This window comes from Roseburia sp. MSJ-14 (assembly GCF_018918225.1).
Taxonomy (GTDB): Bacteria; Bacillota; Clostridia; order Lachnospirales; family Lachnospiraceae; genus Petralouisia.
The window spans coordinates 224,867-242,186 of record NZ_JAHLQD010000026.1 but is presented as its reverse complement, the minus strand read 5'-3'; the positions used below and the strand labels follow the sequence as shown (position 1 = coordinate 242,186).

The window sequence follows — 17,320 nt, the reverse complement described above, 5'->3', positions numbered from 1 at the left end:
GTTTGCTGCGGCACCGAAGAGCTTTGCTCCCCGACACCTAGTATTCATCGTTTACGGCGTGGACTACCAGGGTATCTAATCCTGTTTGCTCCCCACGCTTTCGAGCCTCAGCGTCAGTAATCGTCCAGCAAGCCGCCTTCGCCACTGGTGTTCCTCCTAATATCTACGCATTTCACCGCTACACTAGGAATTCCGCTTGCCTCTCCGACACTCCAGCCGAACAGTTTCCAATGCAGTCCCGGGGTTGAGCCCCGGGTTTTCACATCAGACTTGCCCTGCCGCCTACGCTCCCTTTACACCCAGTAAATCCGGATAACGCTTGCTCCATACGTATTACCGCGGCTGCTGGCACGTATTTAGCCGGAGCTTCTTAGTCAGGTACCGTCATTTTCTTCCCTGCTGATAGAGCTTTACATACCGAAATACTTCTTCGCTCACGCGGCGTCGCTGCATCAGGCTTTCGCCCATTGTGCAATATTCCCCACTGCTGCCTCCCGTAGGAGTTTGGGCCGTGTCTCAGTCCCAATGTGGCCGGTCACCCTCTCAGGTCGGCTACTGATCGTCGGCTTGGTAGGCCGTTGCCCCACCAACTACCTAATCAGACGCGGGTCCATCTCACACCACCGGAGTTTTTCACACTGCTCCATGCGAAGCTGTGCGCTTATGCGGTATTAGCAGCCGTTTCCAGCTGTTGTCCCCCTGTGTGAGGCAGGTTACCCACGCGTTACTCACCCGTCCGCCACTCAGTCACAAAATAATCATTCCCGAAGAAAATCAAATAAAGTGCTTCGTTCGACTTGCATGTGTTAAGCACGCCGCCAGCGTTCATCCTGAGCCAGGATCAAACTCTCTAAAAAAGTTTTTCCTAACCAGAATCTTTTCTGGCTTACTGTTTTAAGGTCGCATCTTTTGATGCTGTCCTGCAAAAAATTCTGTCAGTTCTTACTGACTCTTCCGCCTTATCAGGCGAAAACTCTTAGAATCTTTCAAGGTTGTTTCACTGTTCAGTTATCAAGGTTGTTTGTTTTGTTGTCTCAAGCGACAACTTCTATATCTTATCACGGTCATTCGCTTTTGTCAACAACTTTTTTTATTTTTTTGAAGTTTTGTATTTTTCAGACTGTTTTCTCTGACACAAAGTTCTTCATGTTTTTGCCGCCGTTCTCAGCGACGAATGTTATCTTACCACGTTTGTCGGTTGGTGTCAACAAGTTTTATAAATAAAATTAAAGTAAGTTTTTATGTCTTTTTTTCTTGAATTGTGTGAATTGTCTGTGTTTTTTTATATTATTTTAACTTTTCACATAATTTACCCTCGCAACAGGTATTTACTCCCTTGCGAGGGCATCGTTTTCTAAATTCTAATATGCCATAACTTCATAGCCGTTTTCGGTGACTGCAACCATAATTTCCCATTGAGCTGATAATTTTTCATCCATAGTATAGACTGTCCAGTCATTATTACCATCTATATAAATCTCGTCTGTTCCCTGATTTACCATTGGTTCTATGGTAAATACCATTCCCGGCTCAAATATTGCTCCCGTACCTGCCTTCGATACAAAGCTTACATATGGTTCTTCATGGAATTCAAGTCCTACACCATGTCCGCCAATTTGACGTACTACTGTATAACCGTATTGTTTTGCATACTGGTGCACTGCATTTCCCATGGTTCCAAAACGATTGCCCGGATATACCTGTTTTAAGCCCTCGTATACTGCTTCTTTTGTAACCTCTACCAACTTACGAGCTTCATCCGATACTTTTCCTATACAAAACATGCGTGATGAATCTGAAAAATAATCTTTATAAATGGTGGAAACGTCTACATTTATAATATCTCCTGACTTTAAAATCACATCTTTTGACGGAATTCCATGGCACACCTGACTATTGACCGAAGTACATACACTCTTTGGAAATCCTTCATAATTTAACGGAGCCGGAATTCCTCCCAGCTTTTTGGTTGTCTCATAAACAATATGGTCGATGTCTTCTGTTGTCATTCCTTCTTGGATTTTTTCTGCTACTGTATCCAGAATCTCTATGTTTCGCTTGCCACTTTCTCGGATTCCTTCCAGCTGCTCTTTGTTTTTTACAATAATTTGTGGTCTTCTTAATCTCATCCTTCAACGCTCTTTTCTACATCATTATAGTGATATCATATTTATTCTTAGCTATTATACTACTTTTTGCAGTATTTTGTTGGAAAATATTTCTCACTTATTCCTGTTTCGCCAGTTTTACAAGACGGCTGGTTCCTAATCGACTTGCTCCCAGAGAAATAAATTTTTCTGCATCATCAAAGGATGAAATTCCTCCTGCCGCTTTTATTTTTACTTCTTTTCCTACATGCTCTGCAAATAATTGTACGTCATCAAAGGTTGCTCCTGCTGTGGAAAAACCAGTGGATGTTTTTATAAAATCCGCTCCTGCTGCTGTCACTACTTTACATAGTTCTATTTTTTCTTCCTGCGTCAAGAGACAGGTTTCAATAATAACCTTTAATATTTTTTCTCCGCAGGCTACCTTTAATACTCTTATCTCCTGTTCTATCAAATCATATCGTCTATCTTTTACCCATCCCAAGTTGATTACCATGTCTATCTCGTCTGCACCATTTGCTATGGCATCTTTGGTTTCAAATTCTTTTACTGCTGTGGTATTGTATCCGTTTGGAAATCCGATTACTGTACAAATTGTTTTTTCTTTTCCTAAGTATTCGTATGCTTGTTTTACATAAGAAGGCGGGATACACACAGATGCAGTTCCATAAGTTACTGCATCATCACAAATTTTTCTTATTTCTTCCCATGTAGCTGTCTGTGCTAATAGGGTATGATCTACTGTTTTTAAAATTTCTTTTCTTTCCATTTTTTCTCCCTTTACATTTGACGAATTGCTTCTTGAATATTTTCTACACCGATGATTTTTATTCCTTTTGTGTCTGTAAGACCTGAAATACACACTTTAGGTAAAATGCAAGTATCAAATCCCAGTTTTCTTGCTTCTGCTACGCGCTGTTGCGCCATATTTACAGCTCGCACTTCTCCGCTTAATCCAACTTCTCCAAAACAAATGGTTTTTTCGTCAATTGCCTTGTCTTTATAACTTGAAGCAATTGCCATAACAATTCCAAGGTCAATAGCCGGTTCGCTCATGCGAATGCCTCCTGCAATATTTACATATGCATCACAATTAGACAAGGAAAGGCCTGCTCTTTTTTCTAACACTGCCATCAAAAGATTTACTCGGTTTAAGTCTGTTCCTGCTGCTGTTCTTCGCGGAATTCCAAAACTACTATGGCATACTAATGCCTGCACTTCCAGCAGTACCGGTCTGGTTCCTTCCATGGAGCAAGCCACTACCGAACCACTGGCTCCTTCTGGTTTTCCATTTAACATAAACTCGGATGGATTTGCTACTTCCCGTAATCCTTCTTCGCACATTTCAAATACACCAATTTCATTTGTGGAACCAAAGCGATTCTTTACGCCACGCAAAATACGATAGGACGCATGCCTATCTCCTTCAAAATACAACACCGTATCTACCATATGTTCTAGTACACGAGGTCCTGCCACTACACCTTCTTTTGTAACATGACCTACTATAAATACGGTAATTCCCATTCCTTTGGCAATCTGCATGAGCCTTCCTGTAGATTCTCTTACCTGAGAAACACTTCCCGGTGCTGAACTAACTTCCTCGTTATACATGGTTTGAATAGAGTCAATAATTACAACGTTTGGTTTTTGACGTTCAATTACCTGTTCTACTCGTTCCAGATTAGTCTCACATAATAATTGTAAATTATCGGAAAATGTTCCGATTCGCTCTGCACGCATTTTTATCTGTTGCAGCGATTCTTCTCCTGATACATATAATACGCTCATAGTATCTGACAAATTTCTGCACACTTGAAGTAGTAAGGTGGACTTTCCAATTCCCGGATCTCCTCCTACCAGTATCATAGAGCCCGGAACCACTCCTCCACCAAGAACTCTGTCTAATTCGGGAAATCTGGTCTTCATTCGTTCTTTTTCCTGCATATCAATCTCTGATAGCTTATAAGACTTTAATTCTTGATTTCCACCTGCTACACTTTTTAATTTTCCTGCTGTCTTTTTTTCAACAACTTCTTCTACGAATGTATTCCATTCTTTACATCCCGGACATTGTCCCATCCATTTTGAAGACTCATATCCACAGGACTGGCAAAAATATACTGTAACATTTTTCCCCTTCGCCATTTATTTCCTCCTAATTTTTATTTTTTATAATACAATGAGGCTGTTGTGTTACACAACAACCTCATTTATCTGTCATGCTATTCAGCAATCTTTTCAATTTTTACATTTACCGGTGTTCCATTATTTAATTCTACACCGAGATTAAGCTTGCCACCAAGATTGGTTTTCATATGTCCTACGTTTACATCGTCCACTAAAACCTTGTATTCTTTCTCTTCCTCAAGCTCCAAAGTAATCTGTGCATCTTCTGCCCCCTCTACATCAAAGGATACGCCTGCTTCTGTTACCTTAAGCTGATGAACTGTTGTTCCCGGTACGGATTCGTATACAAACATTCCATTTTTCTCTAGTTTTGTAATTTCTTTGAAAGTCTTTACCTTATACAAATCTCCGCCAAACTCAAAATCTTCTACCTTTGATTTGGATGCTAATTCATAATTCCCAAAACTGATAGTTCCGTTCTCTGTACGAATCAGTTCTTCTACTACAGCCATTTTATTATCCTCCTGTTGACAATCATTTGTCTTACGTTCTTTTTGTATTTTTCATTATACTGCTATACTTTCACAAATGCAATTTCTTTTTTCTTTAAAACTACATTTACGGTATCTTGATTTTTCACCTTACCGGCTAACACTTCTTCTGCTAATCCATCTTCTATTTTACTTTGAATCATACGACGTAGCGGACGTGCTCCATACTTTGGATTATACGCTTTGTCTACGATATATTTTTTTACTGCCGGTGTAATATTTAAAGTAATGCCCATTTGATTTTTGCAACGGTCTATTAGTGTTTTGCTTAAAAGTGTTACAATCTTTTTCATGTCTTCTTTTGTCAATGCATGGAATACAATTGTTTCATCGATTCGATTTAAAAATTCTGGTTTAAATATCCTTCTTACTTCTTCCATAACACCGTTTTTCATTAATTCGTAGTTATGTTTTGCATCGTCTACTGTTGCAAATCCCAAACGTTTCGGTTCTATAATGGATTGTGCTCCTGCATTGGATGTCATAATAATAATGGTATTTTTAAAATCTACTTTTCTTCCCTGAGCATCTGTAATATGTCCATCGTCTAATACCTGAAGTAATATATTGAATACATCAGGATGTGCTTTTTCAATTTCATCAAATAAAATTACCGAATATGGATTGCGTCTTACTTTTTCGCTTAATTGCCCACCTTCTTCATATCCTACATATCCTGGAGGTGAACCAATCATTTTGGAAACGCTGTGTTTTTCCATATATTCAGACATATCTACTCGAATCATAGCACTTTCTGTTCCAAACATCGCCTCTGCTAATGCCTTTGATATTTCTGTTTTTCCTACTCCGGTAGGTCCTAAAAACAGGAATGAGCCAATTGGACGTTTCGGGTCTTTGAGTCCTACTCTGCCACGACGTACTGCCTTTGCAACTGCACTTACTGCTTCTTCCTGTCCTACAACACGCTTATGAAGTACTATCTCTAATTTGCGTAATTTTGCTGTTTCTGCTTCTGCTAATTTCTTTACCGGAATCTTTGTCCATTGAGAAACTACTTCTGCAATTTCGTTTTCTCCTACCTGTGGCTTTCTTCGTCTGCTGTCTTTTCTTGCTTTTTCCTGTAACTTAGTATATTCTTCCTGTAGTTCTTCTCGTCTTCTTTTTAATTCCGCCGCTTTTTCTAATTCCATTTTTTGAACTGCTTCTTCTAATTCTTCTTCTAATTCACGAATCTGAAGCTGTAATTTTTGCAATGGCTCTACGGTTTTCACTCTTTCTAAACGTACTTTTGCTGCTGCTTCATCCATTAAGTCAATGGCTTTGTCCGGAAGGAATCGGTCTGAAATATAACGTTCTGATAACTTAACTGCCGCCTCAATTCCCTCATCAGTAATTTTTACCTGATGGTGTTTCTCATATAATTCTCGTAATCCTTCGAGAATTTTGATGCTTTCTTCTTCAGAAGGTTCTTCTACGACTACCGGCTGAAATCTTCGTTCCAACGCAGCATCTTTTTCAATATATTTTCGATATTCTTCTATGGTAGTAGCTCCGATTAATTGCAATTCACCTCTTGCCAAATAAGGTTTTAATATATTGGAAGCATCCATTGCTCCTTCTGCACCACCGGCACCAATGATTGTATGAATCTCATCTAAAAACAATAAAATATTTCCTGCTGCCACTACTTCTCGTATTACTTTTTTAATTCGTTCTTCAAATTCTCCTCGATATTTCGACCCTGCAATCATACTGGATAAATCCAAGGTTACAACACGCTTTCCTGCTACGGTGTCCGGTACCACTCCCATTGCAATCTGTTGTGCAAGTCCTTCTGCAATAGCTGTTTTTCCAACACCGGGCTCTCCGATTAAACATGGGTTGTTTTTTCCTCTACGGCTTAATATCTGAATCACACGACGTATTTCTTGTTCTCTTCCAATCACCGGATCCATTCTTCCTTCTTCAGCTAACTTTGTTAAGTCTCTGGAAAATTGATCTAATACCGGAGTTGCCTCCAGATTCTTTTTTCTGGTTTTTGCAGATTTCAATTCTTCCTTTGAAAAACTTCCTTCTTCGCCCATGGCAACTAATAAATCAATATATAATTTCTGTAAATTAATACCCATAGTATTTAATAAACGTACTGCCGCGGACTCATTTTCTTTTAATATTGCTAAAAGCAAGTGTTCTGTTCCAATTTTTTCACTTCTGAATCTTTCTGCTTCTTTGGCTGCATTTTCTAATACATTTGCTGTTCTAGGGGAATATCCATCCTCATCTAAAATCAACACTCCACCCTCTGGTGCAATTAGCTCTTGAATCAAATCCAACAACTTTTCAGCATCTACTTTATTTTCTAATAAAACCTGTGCTGCTACTCCTGTCTTTTCCTGAATCAATCCTAATAAAATATGCTCGGTTCCAATATAATTATGGTGCATCTTCTGAGATAAACGCGTTGCCAGCTCTAATGCCTTTTTTGCCTTCTGCGTATACTGTTTCTGCATTGCTGTCCTCCTAATAATCCTCTTCAAATATTTCGTCTATTAACTCATGGACTTCTTCCCGTGAAATATTTTTACATACTGCCTTTGCAAGAATTACTCGCAGAGTTTCTTTCATTTCCTGTATTGCTTGTATTTTTCCTTCTTCTAAAAAAATTACAGCTCCATTTCTTCGATCTAACTTAATAAATCCTTCCTGCCGCAATACATGATATGCCTTATTTACGGTATGCATATTAATTCCAATACTTTCTGCAAGCTGACGTACAGAAGGGAGTGATTCTCCCTCCTGATATTGATTGGTAGCTATTCCGAATACAATTTGATTACGCAATTGCATATAAATAGCCTCATCACTGTTAAAATCAATTTCTATATACATAGTATCACCTTTTACAGATCATCTAAATCGATTACTTCAAAATCATCGTCTGTATCTTTCGTTACCGGTTCTTTTTTCTCCGGTGCTTTTTTCTCTGGTGTCTTTTTCTCCGGCTTCTTCTTTTCCGGAATTTTCGGCTCAGATTCTTCTATAATCTCTTCTTCCTCTTCTACTTCTTCTGTGATTTTTTTCTTCCAAAAACTATGTTTTGGTTTTTCTGCTTTTTCTTCTGGTTCTTCCATATCCAGTTCTTCCGTTTCTTCCGGCTCTTCTACCTTTTTACGAAATCTTTTGGGTACCTCATTAAAATCGTCTTCCCATTCATCCTCATTTTTCTTACCACGAAGAATAATATTTACCATGACAACTACAAGTACTGCAATGATAAAAACCAAAATTGCTATTGTTCTTCTTGCAAAATTCTTTTCACTACTATACTGTTTGTCTAATTTATCATATGAATTCTGCAGGCTCTTAATGTCAGCATTTAATGCTTCCGCATCTACTGTCCCATTTTCACTTTGCTGAACATAACGTTGTACTGTCTGTTCTGCCTTGTCATATTGGTACCAGCCAGTATTTCCCTGATTGCTGATTGCATATAACAAATAGAAATCACTCAGGCTTGGCTCTTGATTTCCAAAAGCGGTTACTGTACCATAATCACCTAAATCCAGGGTAGATGTTGCATAACTATCCGGTAATTCCGCATCTGTTGGTGGATTTAATAAAATATAATAGCTATTTCCTGCTTCAAGTTTTGCAAATGGATAAATGCTATCTGTCTGCTGATTATACACCGCTAATGTATTTTTCACTTCTGTATCCGGAGTTGTAAGGTATACCAATACCACATCACCCATGTTAAACTGAAGTGCTTCTACCCCTTGTCCTTTACAGGTTACCGTTGTCTTGGTAAAATCTGCCGGCACTCTGTCATTTGGTATCGTTGCGGACAAACTATACTCATGTCCATTAATTACAATTGCATCCGGATTATCCTCTGCGGTTCCCTGGTCTTCTTCCTCCGGTGTTTCCGGTGTCGTAGCTGTTCCGCCTTTGGTTACTGCAATTTTATAAGTAGCCATTGCTCCATTTTCAGCTTTTACTACAATGCTGATATTGTTGGTTCCTTCTTTTAAATCCGTATTACCGGTAATAGATTCAATCGTAGCATTGGTGTTGGATGGCTTTGCATCTACGGAAATTTCATTTACGTCTGCTCCTACAGTGGCTGTATAACTGGTTGTCTTGTAGTTAAATGCCGGAGATAATGTCCCTGCCGATATCTGTAATGATGACAAACTGTTATCCCCTGACTGTGTAGTAGAGGTCGTTCCATCACTTATTGCAAGCTTCGTTCCTCCTGCTGTTAAGCCATCCGTGCTGCTGGCTGATACAGCTGCTGTCCCTGCTGCTGTTGCCTTCAAGGTAATGGTTGCTCTTCCTGCTGTGACTTGAACTTTTCCGCCTTCTCCTCCGGAATAACCTGAATTGCTACAGCTTACAAAGGAAAGTTTACTACTGTCATAACTAAATTCTAATGTTGTAGACACTTGTTCTCCATTATCATTTTGCGCTGTTGCTGTTACGGTCACACTATCTCCTATATTTAAACTGGAACCTGACACTGCTATTACCACTTTTCCACTAGCATGTACCATTAAAGAAGGCAAGACTGCAATTGTCATTATCATTCCCATTATCAATCCTAAATATTTTTTCCACCTTTTCATTCTATTGCTCCTTTCTCCGCTATCTATTCTAAACATATGAATACCCACTTTCACTTAGTAACATTATAGTTTTTTCTGTCTATTATTGTCAAGGCTTATCCGCTAAATATTGTGTGCTTTCCACATTTCTTACTAGATATAGAAAGAGAGCAGCCTTTCGACTGCTCTTTTATCCTGTACAACTATCTTCTATTTAAACCATACATTGATACAGAACATAATAAACAAAAACATGGCACCGATAAAAACCATTCCGATTGCTAAGCCTGCCAGAGTAGCACTCACCATCATCTTTCTGGTTTCCTGCTTTGTCAACTGTTCCTCTTGCTTGTATAAATTTTCCTGTTGTTCTCTTTCCCGTTCCTCCGGTTCTTTCCGAAGCTCTGCTAACTCTCTTTCCTGATTTGCCAGTAATTCATCTATATATCTGTCTTTTGAGTTGAAGCCCGGGAACCCTTTCCTAGTCATACAAATGACACCTTACCATATGTCCGTTACCCATATCTTTTACCTTTGGAGCCTGTTTTTTACAAATCTCCATGCATTCAGAACATCTGGTATGGAACTTACATCCTGCTGGTGGATTTGCCGGTGAAGGAATACTTCCTTCCAAAATGATACGATCCAGCTTTGCATCCGGGTCAGGAATTGGAATTGCACTAAATAATGCTTTTGTATAAGGATGTAATGGATTTTTGAATATATCCTCGGTAGCTCCTGTTTCTACCAATCCACCTAAATACATAACACCTACTGTATCAGAAATATGTTCTACTACAGATAAATCGTGTGAAATAAATAAGTAAGTAAGATTATATTCATCCTGCAAATCTTTTAACAAGTTAATAACCTGTGCCTGAATAGATACATCCAACGCAGATACCGGCTCATCGCAAACGATAAATTCCGGATTTACTGCAATCGCTCTTGCAATACAAATTCTCTGACGCTGTCCACCCGAAAACTCATGTGGGTATCTATCTTTATGATATTCCTGCAATCCACAGGAATTCATAATTTTTGTAATATATGCATCGTATTCATCCTTCGGAACAAGGTTATGCTCCTTTACAGCTTCTCCAATAATTTCTCCGATTGGAAGTCTTGGTGATAAAGAGGAGTATGGATCCTGGAAAATAATCTGCATTTTGGTACGCAGTTCACGCATTTCCTTTTTGCTGGCTTTATTTACATCAATTCCATTAAATAATACCTGTCCATCTGTTTTTTCAATCAAACGTAAAATTGTACGTCCTGTTGTAGACTTTCCACAACCTGATTCTCCTACCAATCCCATGGTAGTTCCTCTTTTGATGTTAAAGCTTACATCGTCTACTGCCTTTACTTCGCCTTTGGTAGAACCAAGTGTTCCCTTGATTGGGAAATACTTCTTTAAATGGCTGACTTCTAATATATTTTCATCATTGTGAACGAGAGGTTCTTGTATCTTTTCTTTTTCTACTGACATATTATTTCTCCTCCTTCACAGCATCATTTACATGGCGATAACAACTTACAAAATGTGTATCAGAAATCTTAATTTCTTCCGGATATGCACCATTACATGCTTCTACACACATTTCGCAACGATCTTTGAAGTAACAATAGTTTGGCATATCAATTGGATTTGGTACTTTTCCTGGAATACTGTAAAGTCTGTCTACTTTTTTGCCAACTACCGGTTTGGAATTCATAAGTCCAATCGTATATGGGTGACGTGGATCTTTAAAAATTTCCTGAGCAGTTCCTTTTTCGACCACACGACCTGCATACATAACAACTACATAATCTGCCATTTCTGCAATTACTCCAAGGTCATGTGTAATAAGCATGATGGAACTGTTGATTTTTTCTTTTAATCCACGCAATAAGTCCAAAATCTGTGCCTGAATAGTAACATCTAATGCTGTTGTTGGTTCATCTGCAACAATCAGTTTCGGACTACATGCAAGTCCCATAGCAATCATGATACGCTGGCGCATACCACCTGACAGCTCGTGTGGATACATGCTATAAACACCTTCGCTGTTGGCAATTCCAACCATTTTCAACATTTCAATTGTTCTTTCTTTTACTTCTTCCTTGCTCATGCTTGGATTATGCAGTGCAATTACTTCATCTACCTGATCACCAATGCGGAATACCGGATTCAAGGAAGTCATTGGCTCCTGAAAAATCATTGCCATTTGATTTCCTCTTAACTTCTGCATTTCAGAAGTCGGAGTATTTACAACATTGTATACCTGATCTCCCGCATCAAAACGGATTTCTCCTTCTACTGTCTGACCGGTAGGTCTTTGTACTAACTGCATCATGGAAAGACTTGTTACAGACTTTCCACAACCAGATTCTCCTACGATACCTACTGTTTTTCCTTTTGGTACTTCAAAGGATACTCCATCTACTGCCTTTACTACTCCGATATCTGTAAAGAAATATGTGTGTACATTATCAAATTCCACTACATTGTTCGGATTTTTCATTTTTGTAATATATTCTTCTTTCGGAATATTTTTACGATTTCTCTTTTTCTCTATTTCAGCAGTAATTTTACGATTCTCCTTGGAAATTCGTCTGGATTCTTTTGCTGAAATATAATTTGCATTGTTTTTATTTTTATTTCCAAATAATCCCATACTGCTCACCTACCTCTTCATTTTCGGGTCAAATGCATCACGAAGTCCGTCACCGATAAAGTTAAATCCTAAAACGGTCAGCAAAATCAAGATACCTGCCGGAATCCATACAAACCAGAAGTTTGTCATAACATAAGAATCGTTTACTGCATTGATAATGTTTCCCCAAGAAGCATATGGGAATTTAACGCCCAATCCTAAGAAGGATAATGTTGCTTCTGTTAAAATAGTATCACCAAGTCCCATGGTTGCAATAACAATCAACTGTGGAACTACGTTTGGAATTAAGTGTACAAAAATTCTTCTATGAGTACTAATTCCTAATGCTTCTGCTGCTGTCATAAACTCTTGTTCACGCAAGGAAAGAATCTGTCCACGCACCATACGCGCAACACCTGCCCATCCTAACAATCCTAACATAGCACATAACACGAAAATACGAAGCTGTGGATCAATTTTCCAGAAGTCCATGATGGCTCCTAAAATAATATATAATGGCAAAGACGGGATACAATAGAAAATATCTACCAGTCGCATAATCAGGGTATCTACCCAGCCGCCGAAATATCCGGCAACGCCTCCCATGATAACACCGATAAACACTTCCAAAATAACGGTAACAAATCCTACCATAAGGGAAATTCTACCACCGAACATCAAACGTGTCAGCATATCCATACCATGTCCATCCGTTCCGAGGATATGTGTTTTGGAAGGTTTGGCATATGTATCGTTTACCTGCGTTTCCACATAATTTCTTACGGTGTACTGTTCATTCTTACGTTTTAAAACATATTCTGTTTCTTTTCCTTCTTCATCGGTATAGGAAAACTTTTCTTTTCCTTTGTCAATTGCTTCTAATGCAGCTCTTCTAAAATCCAAAGTTAAGAAAACACCATCATTTGCAGGGCTGATATTATAAGTAGACACAAGAACATATTCTTTGCCATCTTTATAAAACAATGCACCCTCGTCATTTTCTTTAATGGTATATGTGGTTCCTTCAATTTCTACGGATGTAGTTTCTGCTTCTACTGCATCTAAAGCCGCACACTTGAATGTAAAGGACGGCTGAATATCTGCTGTAGCGCCACTAAATACAAATTTAGATGCAATTGCAATATTTTCTGCCACATTGATACTGGTCATACGTCCCTTCTGAGTAATGCTGTAATGAACACCATCTGCATCAAACTCTGTTGCATTTGTAGCTACTGCTGCTTCATAAGCTGCCTTTACGCTGTCTGTAAGCTTACCTGCTACTACTTCGTTATAATTAAAAGCTCCACGTACATTTGTTGTAGTAGCTATCTCTTCACCCTGAACAATATAATACAAATTATCGCTTTTTTTCAACAATCCATAAGTAACATCTTTTGCTGTGAAACTTGTTTGTTCTTTATTAATTGCAAGAATCATCTGTGCCTGTGCTGCTGCCGGAAAATCCTTTCCATCCGCAATACTATACTGCCAGTCTTTATTTTCTGCTACACCTGCATAATCCTTAATAGCTGTCTCTGTGGTACGGAATACCTGTTTTTCACTGTAAGGAGCAAACATTCCTCCTACAAATGAAAATAAAAACATACAGACAATAATAATCAAACCAACCATGGCTAAACGGTTACGAAAGAAACGTTTTGCAACCATCATACCTGGTGACAGCACTTTTACTCTTTGCTCATCATCCAAAGAAGTAGATGTGCTATTATGCTTTGTATCTAAATTCTTTTCTTCGCTCATCGTGCTTCTCCTTCCTAGTGAACTCGTACTCGTGGGTCAACTACTGCATAAAGAATATCCGCAATCAAGTTACCCAGCAATGATAATATTGCCAAAAATGTCAAATAGAACATGGAGAATGGAATATCTCCTCTGGTCATACTTAAATAAGATACATATCCAATTCCCGGTATCTGGAACAACTGCTCGGTAATCATTGCTCCTGCAAATAATCCCGGAAGACTTCCTCCTAAGATGGTAACAATCGGAATCAATGTATTACGAAATGCATGATGATTGATAACACGTTTTTCTGAAAGTCCCTTTGCTCTTGCAGTACGGATAAAATCTGAATTCAATACTTCAAGCATGTTGGTTCTTGTATAACGCATCAAACTTCCGATACTTACAATTGTCAAGGTTATAACCGGAAGAATTAAGTGTTTTGCATAATCTAAGAACTGTCCAAATGGACTTAACTGTTCATGCATACGACCTACAATTCCATATAAGTCTAACCAGCCTAATTTTACAGAAAATATCATTTTTAATACCGTTGCAAAGAAAAAGCTTGGTAATGAAATACCAATCAATGCAATAACTGTAACTGCATAATCGGTTCTCGAATACTGTTTCCTTGCCGCTAATATTCCCAAAGGTATCGCTATTACTATTTCTAATATAAATGAAACCGCTCCTAACGCAAAGGAATACCAAATAACATCTTTAAATTTTTCAATTACAGGTACATTCCACTGCCAGGAATCTCCAAAATCACCTTGAAAAACATGTCCCATCCAGACCACATATCCCTGTGGAATGTTAACATTTAATCCATAAGACTCATTTAACTGATCTAACCACTCTTCGTATGATTTTGCACCTGGCTTAGAAGACATTTCTCTCGCCTTATTTTCTACATAGGATGTTGGCATACATCTCATGATAGAATAAATAATTAATGTTACGAAGAACAGGATTACAATGCTTATTCCTAAACGCTTTGCTATGAACTTTTTCATCGTTCCACTCTCCTATCTCTCTTTCCTTATCTCTTCTATATTAAAATACTTTACTCGCTCCCAAAAAAGTATATTATTTTCTACCTTAATATTGTTCTGCGCTTTCATTTCTGCCCCATAAGAATGCGCTACCTCTTAACAATAACTTTGAGCCCACAGGATGCGGGCTCAAAGCCAATTTTGAATCTTATTTGATTCTATTATTTCATTTCTACATTCTGAACTTCGTTTAACCATCCGTAGAATGGTGTAACATCTTTTGTCATTGTATCCTCATTGATACGTTCTGGACTGTAGATTACACAGTTTTCTCTCTGGTAAGTAGGAAGTTCTACTGCCCAGTCTAAGATAATATCCAAGCACTGTTTATACTCTGCCTTACGGAATGCCTGATCATCACTTGTACGAGCTTCCATAATTAAAGAGTCTAATTCTGGATCTGCAATGTGATAATGGTTAGAGTTTGTTCCACCCTGTCCTACAACATTTGTGCTGTAGTATACCTGATACATATCCGGGTCAATGGTTGCTCCCCAAGCTGCTGTCCAGAAGTTTTGTTCTCCTGCATCTAACTTATCCCAAAGAACGTTAGAATCACTTGGGTTATTGATTGTTAATGTAATACCGATAGACTCAAAAGCTTCTTTCGCATCTGTTAAAATACCAAATGCCGGATGGTCTGAGCTACCTTCTGCTGGAATAATTACTTCATATTCCATGCTTGCACCTTCTGGTGCTGCTGTTACTTTACCGTTTTCTACAGTATAACCAGCTGCTTCAAAATATCCTAAAGCTGCCTGTTTTGCTGCTTCATATTTTTCATCTGCGCTCATTCCATCTGTGTAAATTGGGTTACCATTTACATCCTTAGAGTAAGCTACTTCATAATCTGCATCAGATTTCTGTGGTGCAGCCCAAGAAGTATTAGAAATTGGGTAATTAATAATGCTTGCTGCATCGCCATAGTAAGAGTCAATATTAACATCTCTATATACGGAGAAGATTGTCATCATTGCTTTTCTTAAATCTTTAGAAGCATCGCTACTTGGATCTCCACCAACGTTTACAGTATCTGCGTTACAACCAAGGTATCCATATCCAAGATTATCAACTGTATCTGTGATAAGCTTATCTCCGCTAGTCTCACCATTGCTGTTGATACCAGCGATCTGCTCGAATGTCTCTTTGCTTCCGGATGGATCTGTTAAGTCAACTGTTCCCTGCTCTACTGCAGTAACTTTTTCTGTTTCTGCAGTTTCTTTGAACTGTACATTCTTTGTCTTTGGAGCACCTAAGAAGTAATTCTCATTTGCTGTATAGTAAATAGTCTTGTTTTCGTATTTATCAAATACATATGGTCCAGCTCCCATTGGCTTATCTGTCTTTTCACGAACGATAGATAAGTCTCCACGAGTGAATCCAAAGGAGTTGTTATCATAATCATACAGACTCTTGTCACCATAGTAATGCATTGGCGCAACTGCAAGTCCTAACTGATAAATTGTTGTTGCATCATATCCATCAGTTACAACCTGTACGGTGTAATCATCTACACGAGTAATACCGGAAATATTAGGAACTTCTTCACCTTCACCAGCTGCTCTCATATCTTCGATTACAGCAGTTTCAGCAAGTTTAGTTACATCTTCATCAAAATAACTTTCATCACCATAGTTGGTTGCTAAAGTTTTATAATCTGAACCGTACTGTGCAATAATGTCTGCTAATACAGTATCATCATCCTTATCTGCAGGATCATAATTTTCATCTACTGCATATAATGTTGCAAAACACTGTGCTGCTGTCATTCCCTCTTCGCATCCGTAAGAAGTAGGATCAGAAACTACGTCTGATTTTACCCATTCGAATTCGGATGTAAGTAATGGAGTAATTAATGTTTCTTTAATCTGGTTAGCTAAATCTTCTGGCATTTCATCGATTTTAGCCTGAACCATTTCATCTGTTACAGAATCTGCTGCTGTAGAGTTAGCACGATATGCCTTCACACCTTTGATTGGCTGAGAATACAATGTGCTGCTTCCATCATAATCATTATCGCATAATACATACATATTAAAGATTACATCGTCAGCTGTTACTGGCTCTCCATCGCTGAACTTAAGGTCATCACGCATCTTAATAGTATAAGTAGTATCTCCAGTTGCATCATCGATATTTACATCTACATCAGATGGGGTATAGTATGTATAATCTGTACCGTTGTAAGATGTTGTCTGTCCTTCAATACCGTTGTAAATAATTCCGCCTGCTCTGTCAGTTCCGATAAGTAGAATCTGTGTCATGTTTGCTGCATCCTGATCGTACTGTGTGTCTGCAAAGAAAGGACTGAACTTTGCGCTAAAAGGTGCATACCCCACTACTAATGGTGTTTCACCATCACTTGCTTCTGTCTTTTTGTCAGAAGAAGTCTTTTTTCCATCGTCAGTTTTACCGCATCCTGCAAGCATTCCTGCTGCCATGCATCCAACGAGGAAAAGGGAAAGTAATTTCTTTTTCATAATATTTCCTCCTTATAAATATGGTATATATATAAACGCAATTGCG

General features: G+C 38.5%; 13 protein-coding genes and 1 rRNA gene. All 14 read right to left on the bottom strand.

Translation table 11 applies throughout. The features are described 5' to 3' along the window. A 16S ribosomal RNA gene (locus KQI83_RS11080) occupies positions 1–857 on the bottom strand; the annotation flags it as partial. Between the two features lie 504 nt (positions 858–1,361). Beyond that, entirely contained in the window at positions 1,362–2,129 is a 768-nt protein-coding gene (gene map / locus KQI83_RS11075) for a type I methionyl aminopeptidase (protein ID WP_216557820.1), read from the bottom strand. A gap of 97 nt (positions 2,130–2,226) precedes the next feature. Next, positions 2,227–2,877: a deoxyribose-phosphate aldolase gene (gene deoC, locus KQI83_RS11070; protein ID WP_216557817.1), complete on the bottom strand. Its 651-nt coding sequence runs from the start codon at positions 2,875–2,877 to the stop codon at positions 2,227–2,229. Positions 2,878–2,888: 11 nt separating this feature from the next. After that, positions 2,889–4,256 (bottom strand): DNA repair protein RadA, encoded by a 1,368-nt coding sequence (gene radA, locus KQI83_RS11065; protein ID WP_216557814.1) that lies wholly within the window; start codon positions 4,254–4,256, stop codon positions 2,889–2,891. Positions 4,257–4,333: 77 nt separating this feature from the next. Next, positions 4,334–4,750 (bottom strand): endosialidase, encoded by a 417-nt coding sequence (locus tag KQI83_RS11060; protein WP_216557811.1) that lies wholly within the window; start codon positions 4,748–4,750, stop codon positions 4,334–4,336. Positions 4,751–4,812: 62 nt separating this feature from the next. Then, positions 4,813–7,260: an ATP-dependent Clp protease ATP-binding subunit gene (locus KQI83_RS11055; RefSeq protein WP_216557808.1), complete on the bottom strand. Its 2,448-nt coding sequence runs from the start codon at positions 7,258–7,260 to the stop codon at positions 4,813–4,815. A gap of 10 nt (positions 7,261–7,270) precedes the next feature. Then, complete coding sequence (locus KQI83_RS11050; protein WP_216557804.1) at positions 7,271–7,639, bottom strand: GntR family transcriptional regulator; 369 nt, start codon at positions 7,637–7,639, stop codon at positions 7,271–7,273. 11 nt (positions 7,640–7,650) lie between these two features. Next, positions 7,651–9,375, bottom strand: a complete 1,725-nt coding sequence (locus KQI83_RS11045) for a cadherin-like beta sandwich domain-containing protein (RefSeq protein WP_216557801.1) — start codon at positions 9,373–9,375, stop codon at positions 7,651–7,653. Between the two features lie 189 nt (positions 9,376–9,564). Then, complete coding sequence (locus KQI83_RS11040) at positions 9,565–9,843, bottom strand: hypothetical protein (protein WP_216557798.1); 279 nt, start codon at positions 9,841–9,843, stop codon at positions 9,565–9,567. Further along, a complete protein-coding gene (locus KQI83_RS11035; protein ID WP_216557795.1) occupies positions 9,836–10,843 on the bottom strand; it encodes an ABC transporter ATP-binding protein in 1,008 nt (335 codons plus the stop codon). Before KQI83_RS11035 ends, KQI83_RS11040 begins: the two co-directional genes overlap by 8 nt. A 1-nt stretch (position 10,844) precedes the next feature. Next, the gene (locus tag KQI83_RS11030; RefSeq protein WP_216557791.1) at positions 10,845–12,011 is read right to left on the bottom strand and encodes an ABC transporter ATP-binding protein; all 1,167 of its coding nucleotides are present in this window, start codon (positions 12,009–12,011) and stop codon (positions 10,845–10,847) included. Between the two features lie 9 nt (positions 12,012–12,020). After that, positions 12,021–13,754 (bottom strand): ABC transporter permease, encoded by a 1,734-nt coding sequence (locus tag KQI83_RS11025; protein WP_216557788.1) that lies wholly within the window; start codon positions 13,752–13,754, stop codon positions 12,021–12,023. Positions 13,755–13,768: 14 nt separating this feature from the next. After that, positions 13,769–14,755: an ABC transporter permease gene (locus KQI83_RS11020; RefSeq protein WP_216557786.1), complete on the bottom strand. Its 987-nt coding sequence runs from the start codon at positions 14,753–14,755 to the stop codon at positions 13,769–13,771. A 200-nt stretch (positions 14,756–14,955) separates the two neighbouring features. Beyond that, complete coding sequence (locus tag KQI83_RS11015) at positions 14,956–17,274, bottom strand: ABC transporter substrate-binding protein (protein WP_216557783.1); 2,319 nt, start codon at positions 17,272–17,274, stop codon at positions 14,956–14,958. Positions 17,275–17,320 lie beyond the last annotated feature (46 nt).

What these genes read in the sequence shown, in the direction of transcription:
- map (WP_216557820.1), bottom strand. Translation starts at nt 2,129, where the DNA reads ATGAGATTAAGAAGACCACAAATTATTGTAAAAAACAAAGAGCAGCTG.
- deoC (WP_216557817.1), bottom strand. Translation starts at nt 2,877, where the DNA reads ATGGAAAGAAAAGAAATTTTAAAAACAGTAGATCATACCCTATTAGCA.
- radA (WP_216557814.1), bottom strand. Translation starts at nt 4,256, where the DNA reads ATGGCGAAGGGGAAAAATGTTACAGTATATTTTTGCCAGTCCTGTGGA.
- KQI83_RS11060 (WP_216557811.1), bottom strand. Translation starts at nt 4,750, where the DNA reads ATGGCTGTAGTAGAAGAACTGATTCGTACAGAGAACGGAACTATCAGT.
- KQI83_RS11055 (WP_216557808.1), bottom strand. Translation starts at nt 7,260, where the DNA reads ATGCAGAAACAGTATACGCAGAAGGCAAAAAAGGCATTAGAGCTGGCA.
- KQI83_RS11050 (WP_216557804.1), bottom strand. Translation starts at nt 7,639, where the DNA reads ATGTATATAGAAATTGATTTTAACAGTGATGAGGCTATTTATATGCAA.
- KQI83_RS11045 (WP_216557801.1), bottom strand. Translation starts at nt 9,375, where the DNA reads ATGAAAAGGTGGAAAAAATATTTAGGATTGATAATGGGAATGATAATG.
- KQI83_RS11040 (WP_216557798.1), bottom strand. Translation starts at nt 9,843, where the DNA reads ATGACTAGGAAAGGGTTCCCGGGCTTCAACTCAAAAGACAGATATATA.
- KQI83_RS11035 (WP_216557795.1), bottom strand. Translation starts at nt 10,843, where the DNA reads ATGTCAGTAGAAAAAGAAAAGATACAAGAACCTCTCGTTCACAATGAT.
- KQI83_RS11030 (WP_216557791.1), bottom strand. Translation starts at nt 12,011, where the DNA reads ATGGGATTATTTGGAAATAAAAATAAAAACAATGCAAATTATATTTCA.
- KQI83_RS11025 (WP_216557788.1), bottom strand. Translation starts at nt 13,754, where the DNA reads ATGAGCGAAGAAAAGAATTTAGATACAAAGCATAATAGCACATCTACT.
- KQI83_RS11020 (WP_216557786.1), bottom strand. Translation starts at nt 14,755, where the DNA reads ATGAAAAAGTTCATAGCAAAGCGTTTAGGAATAAGCATTGTAATCCTG.
- KQI83_RS11015 (WP_216557783.1), bottom strand. Translation starts at nt 17,274, where the DNA reads ATGAAAAAGAAATTACTTTCCCTTTTCCTCGTTGGATGCATGGCAGCA.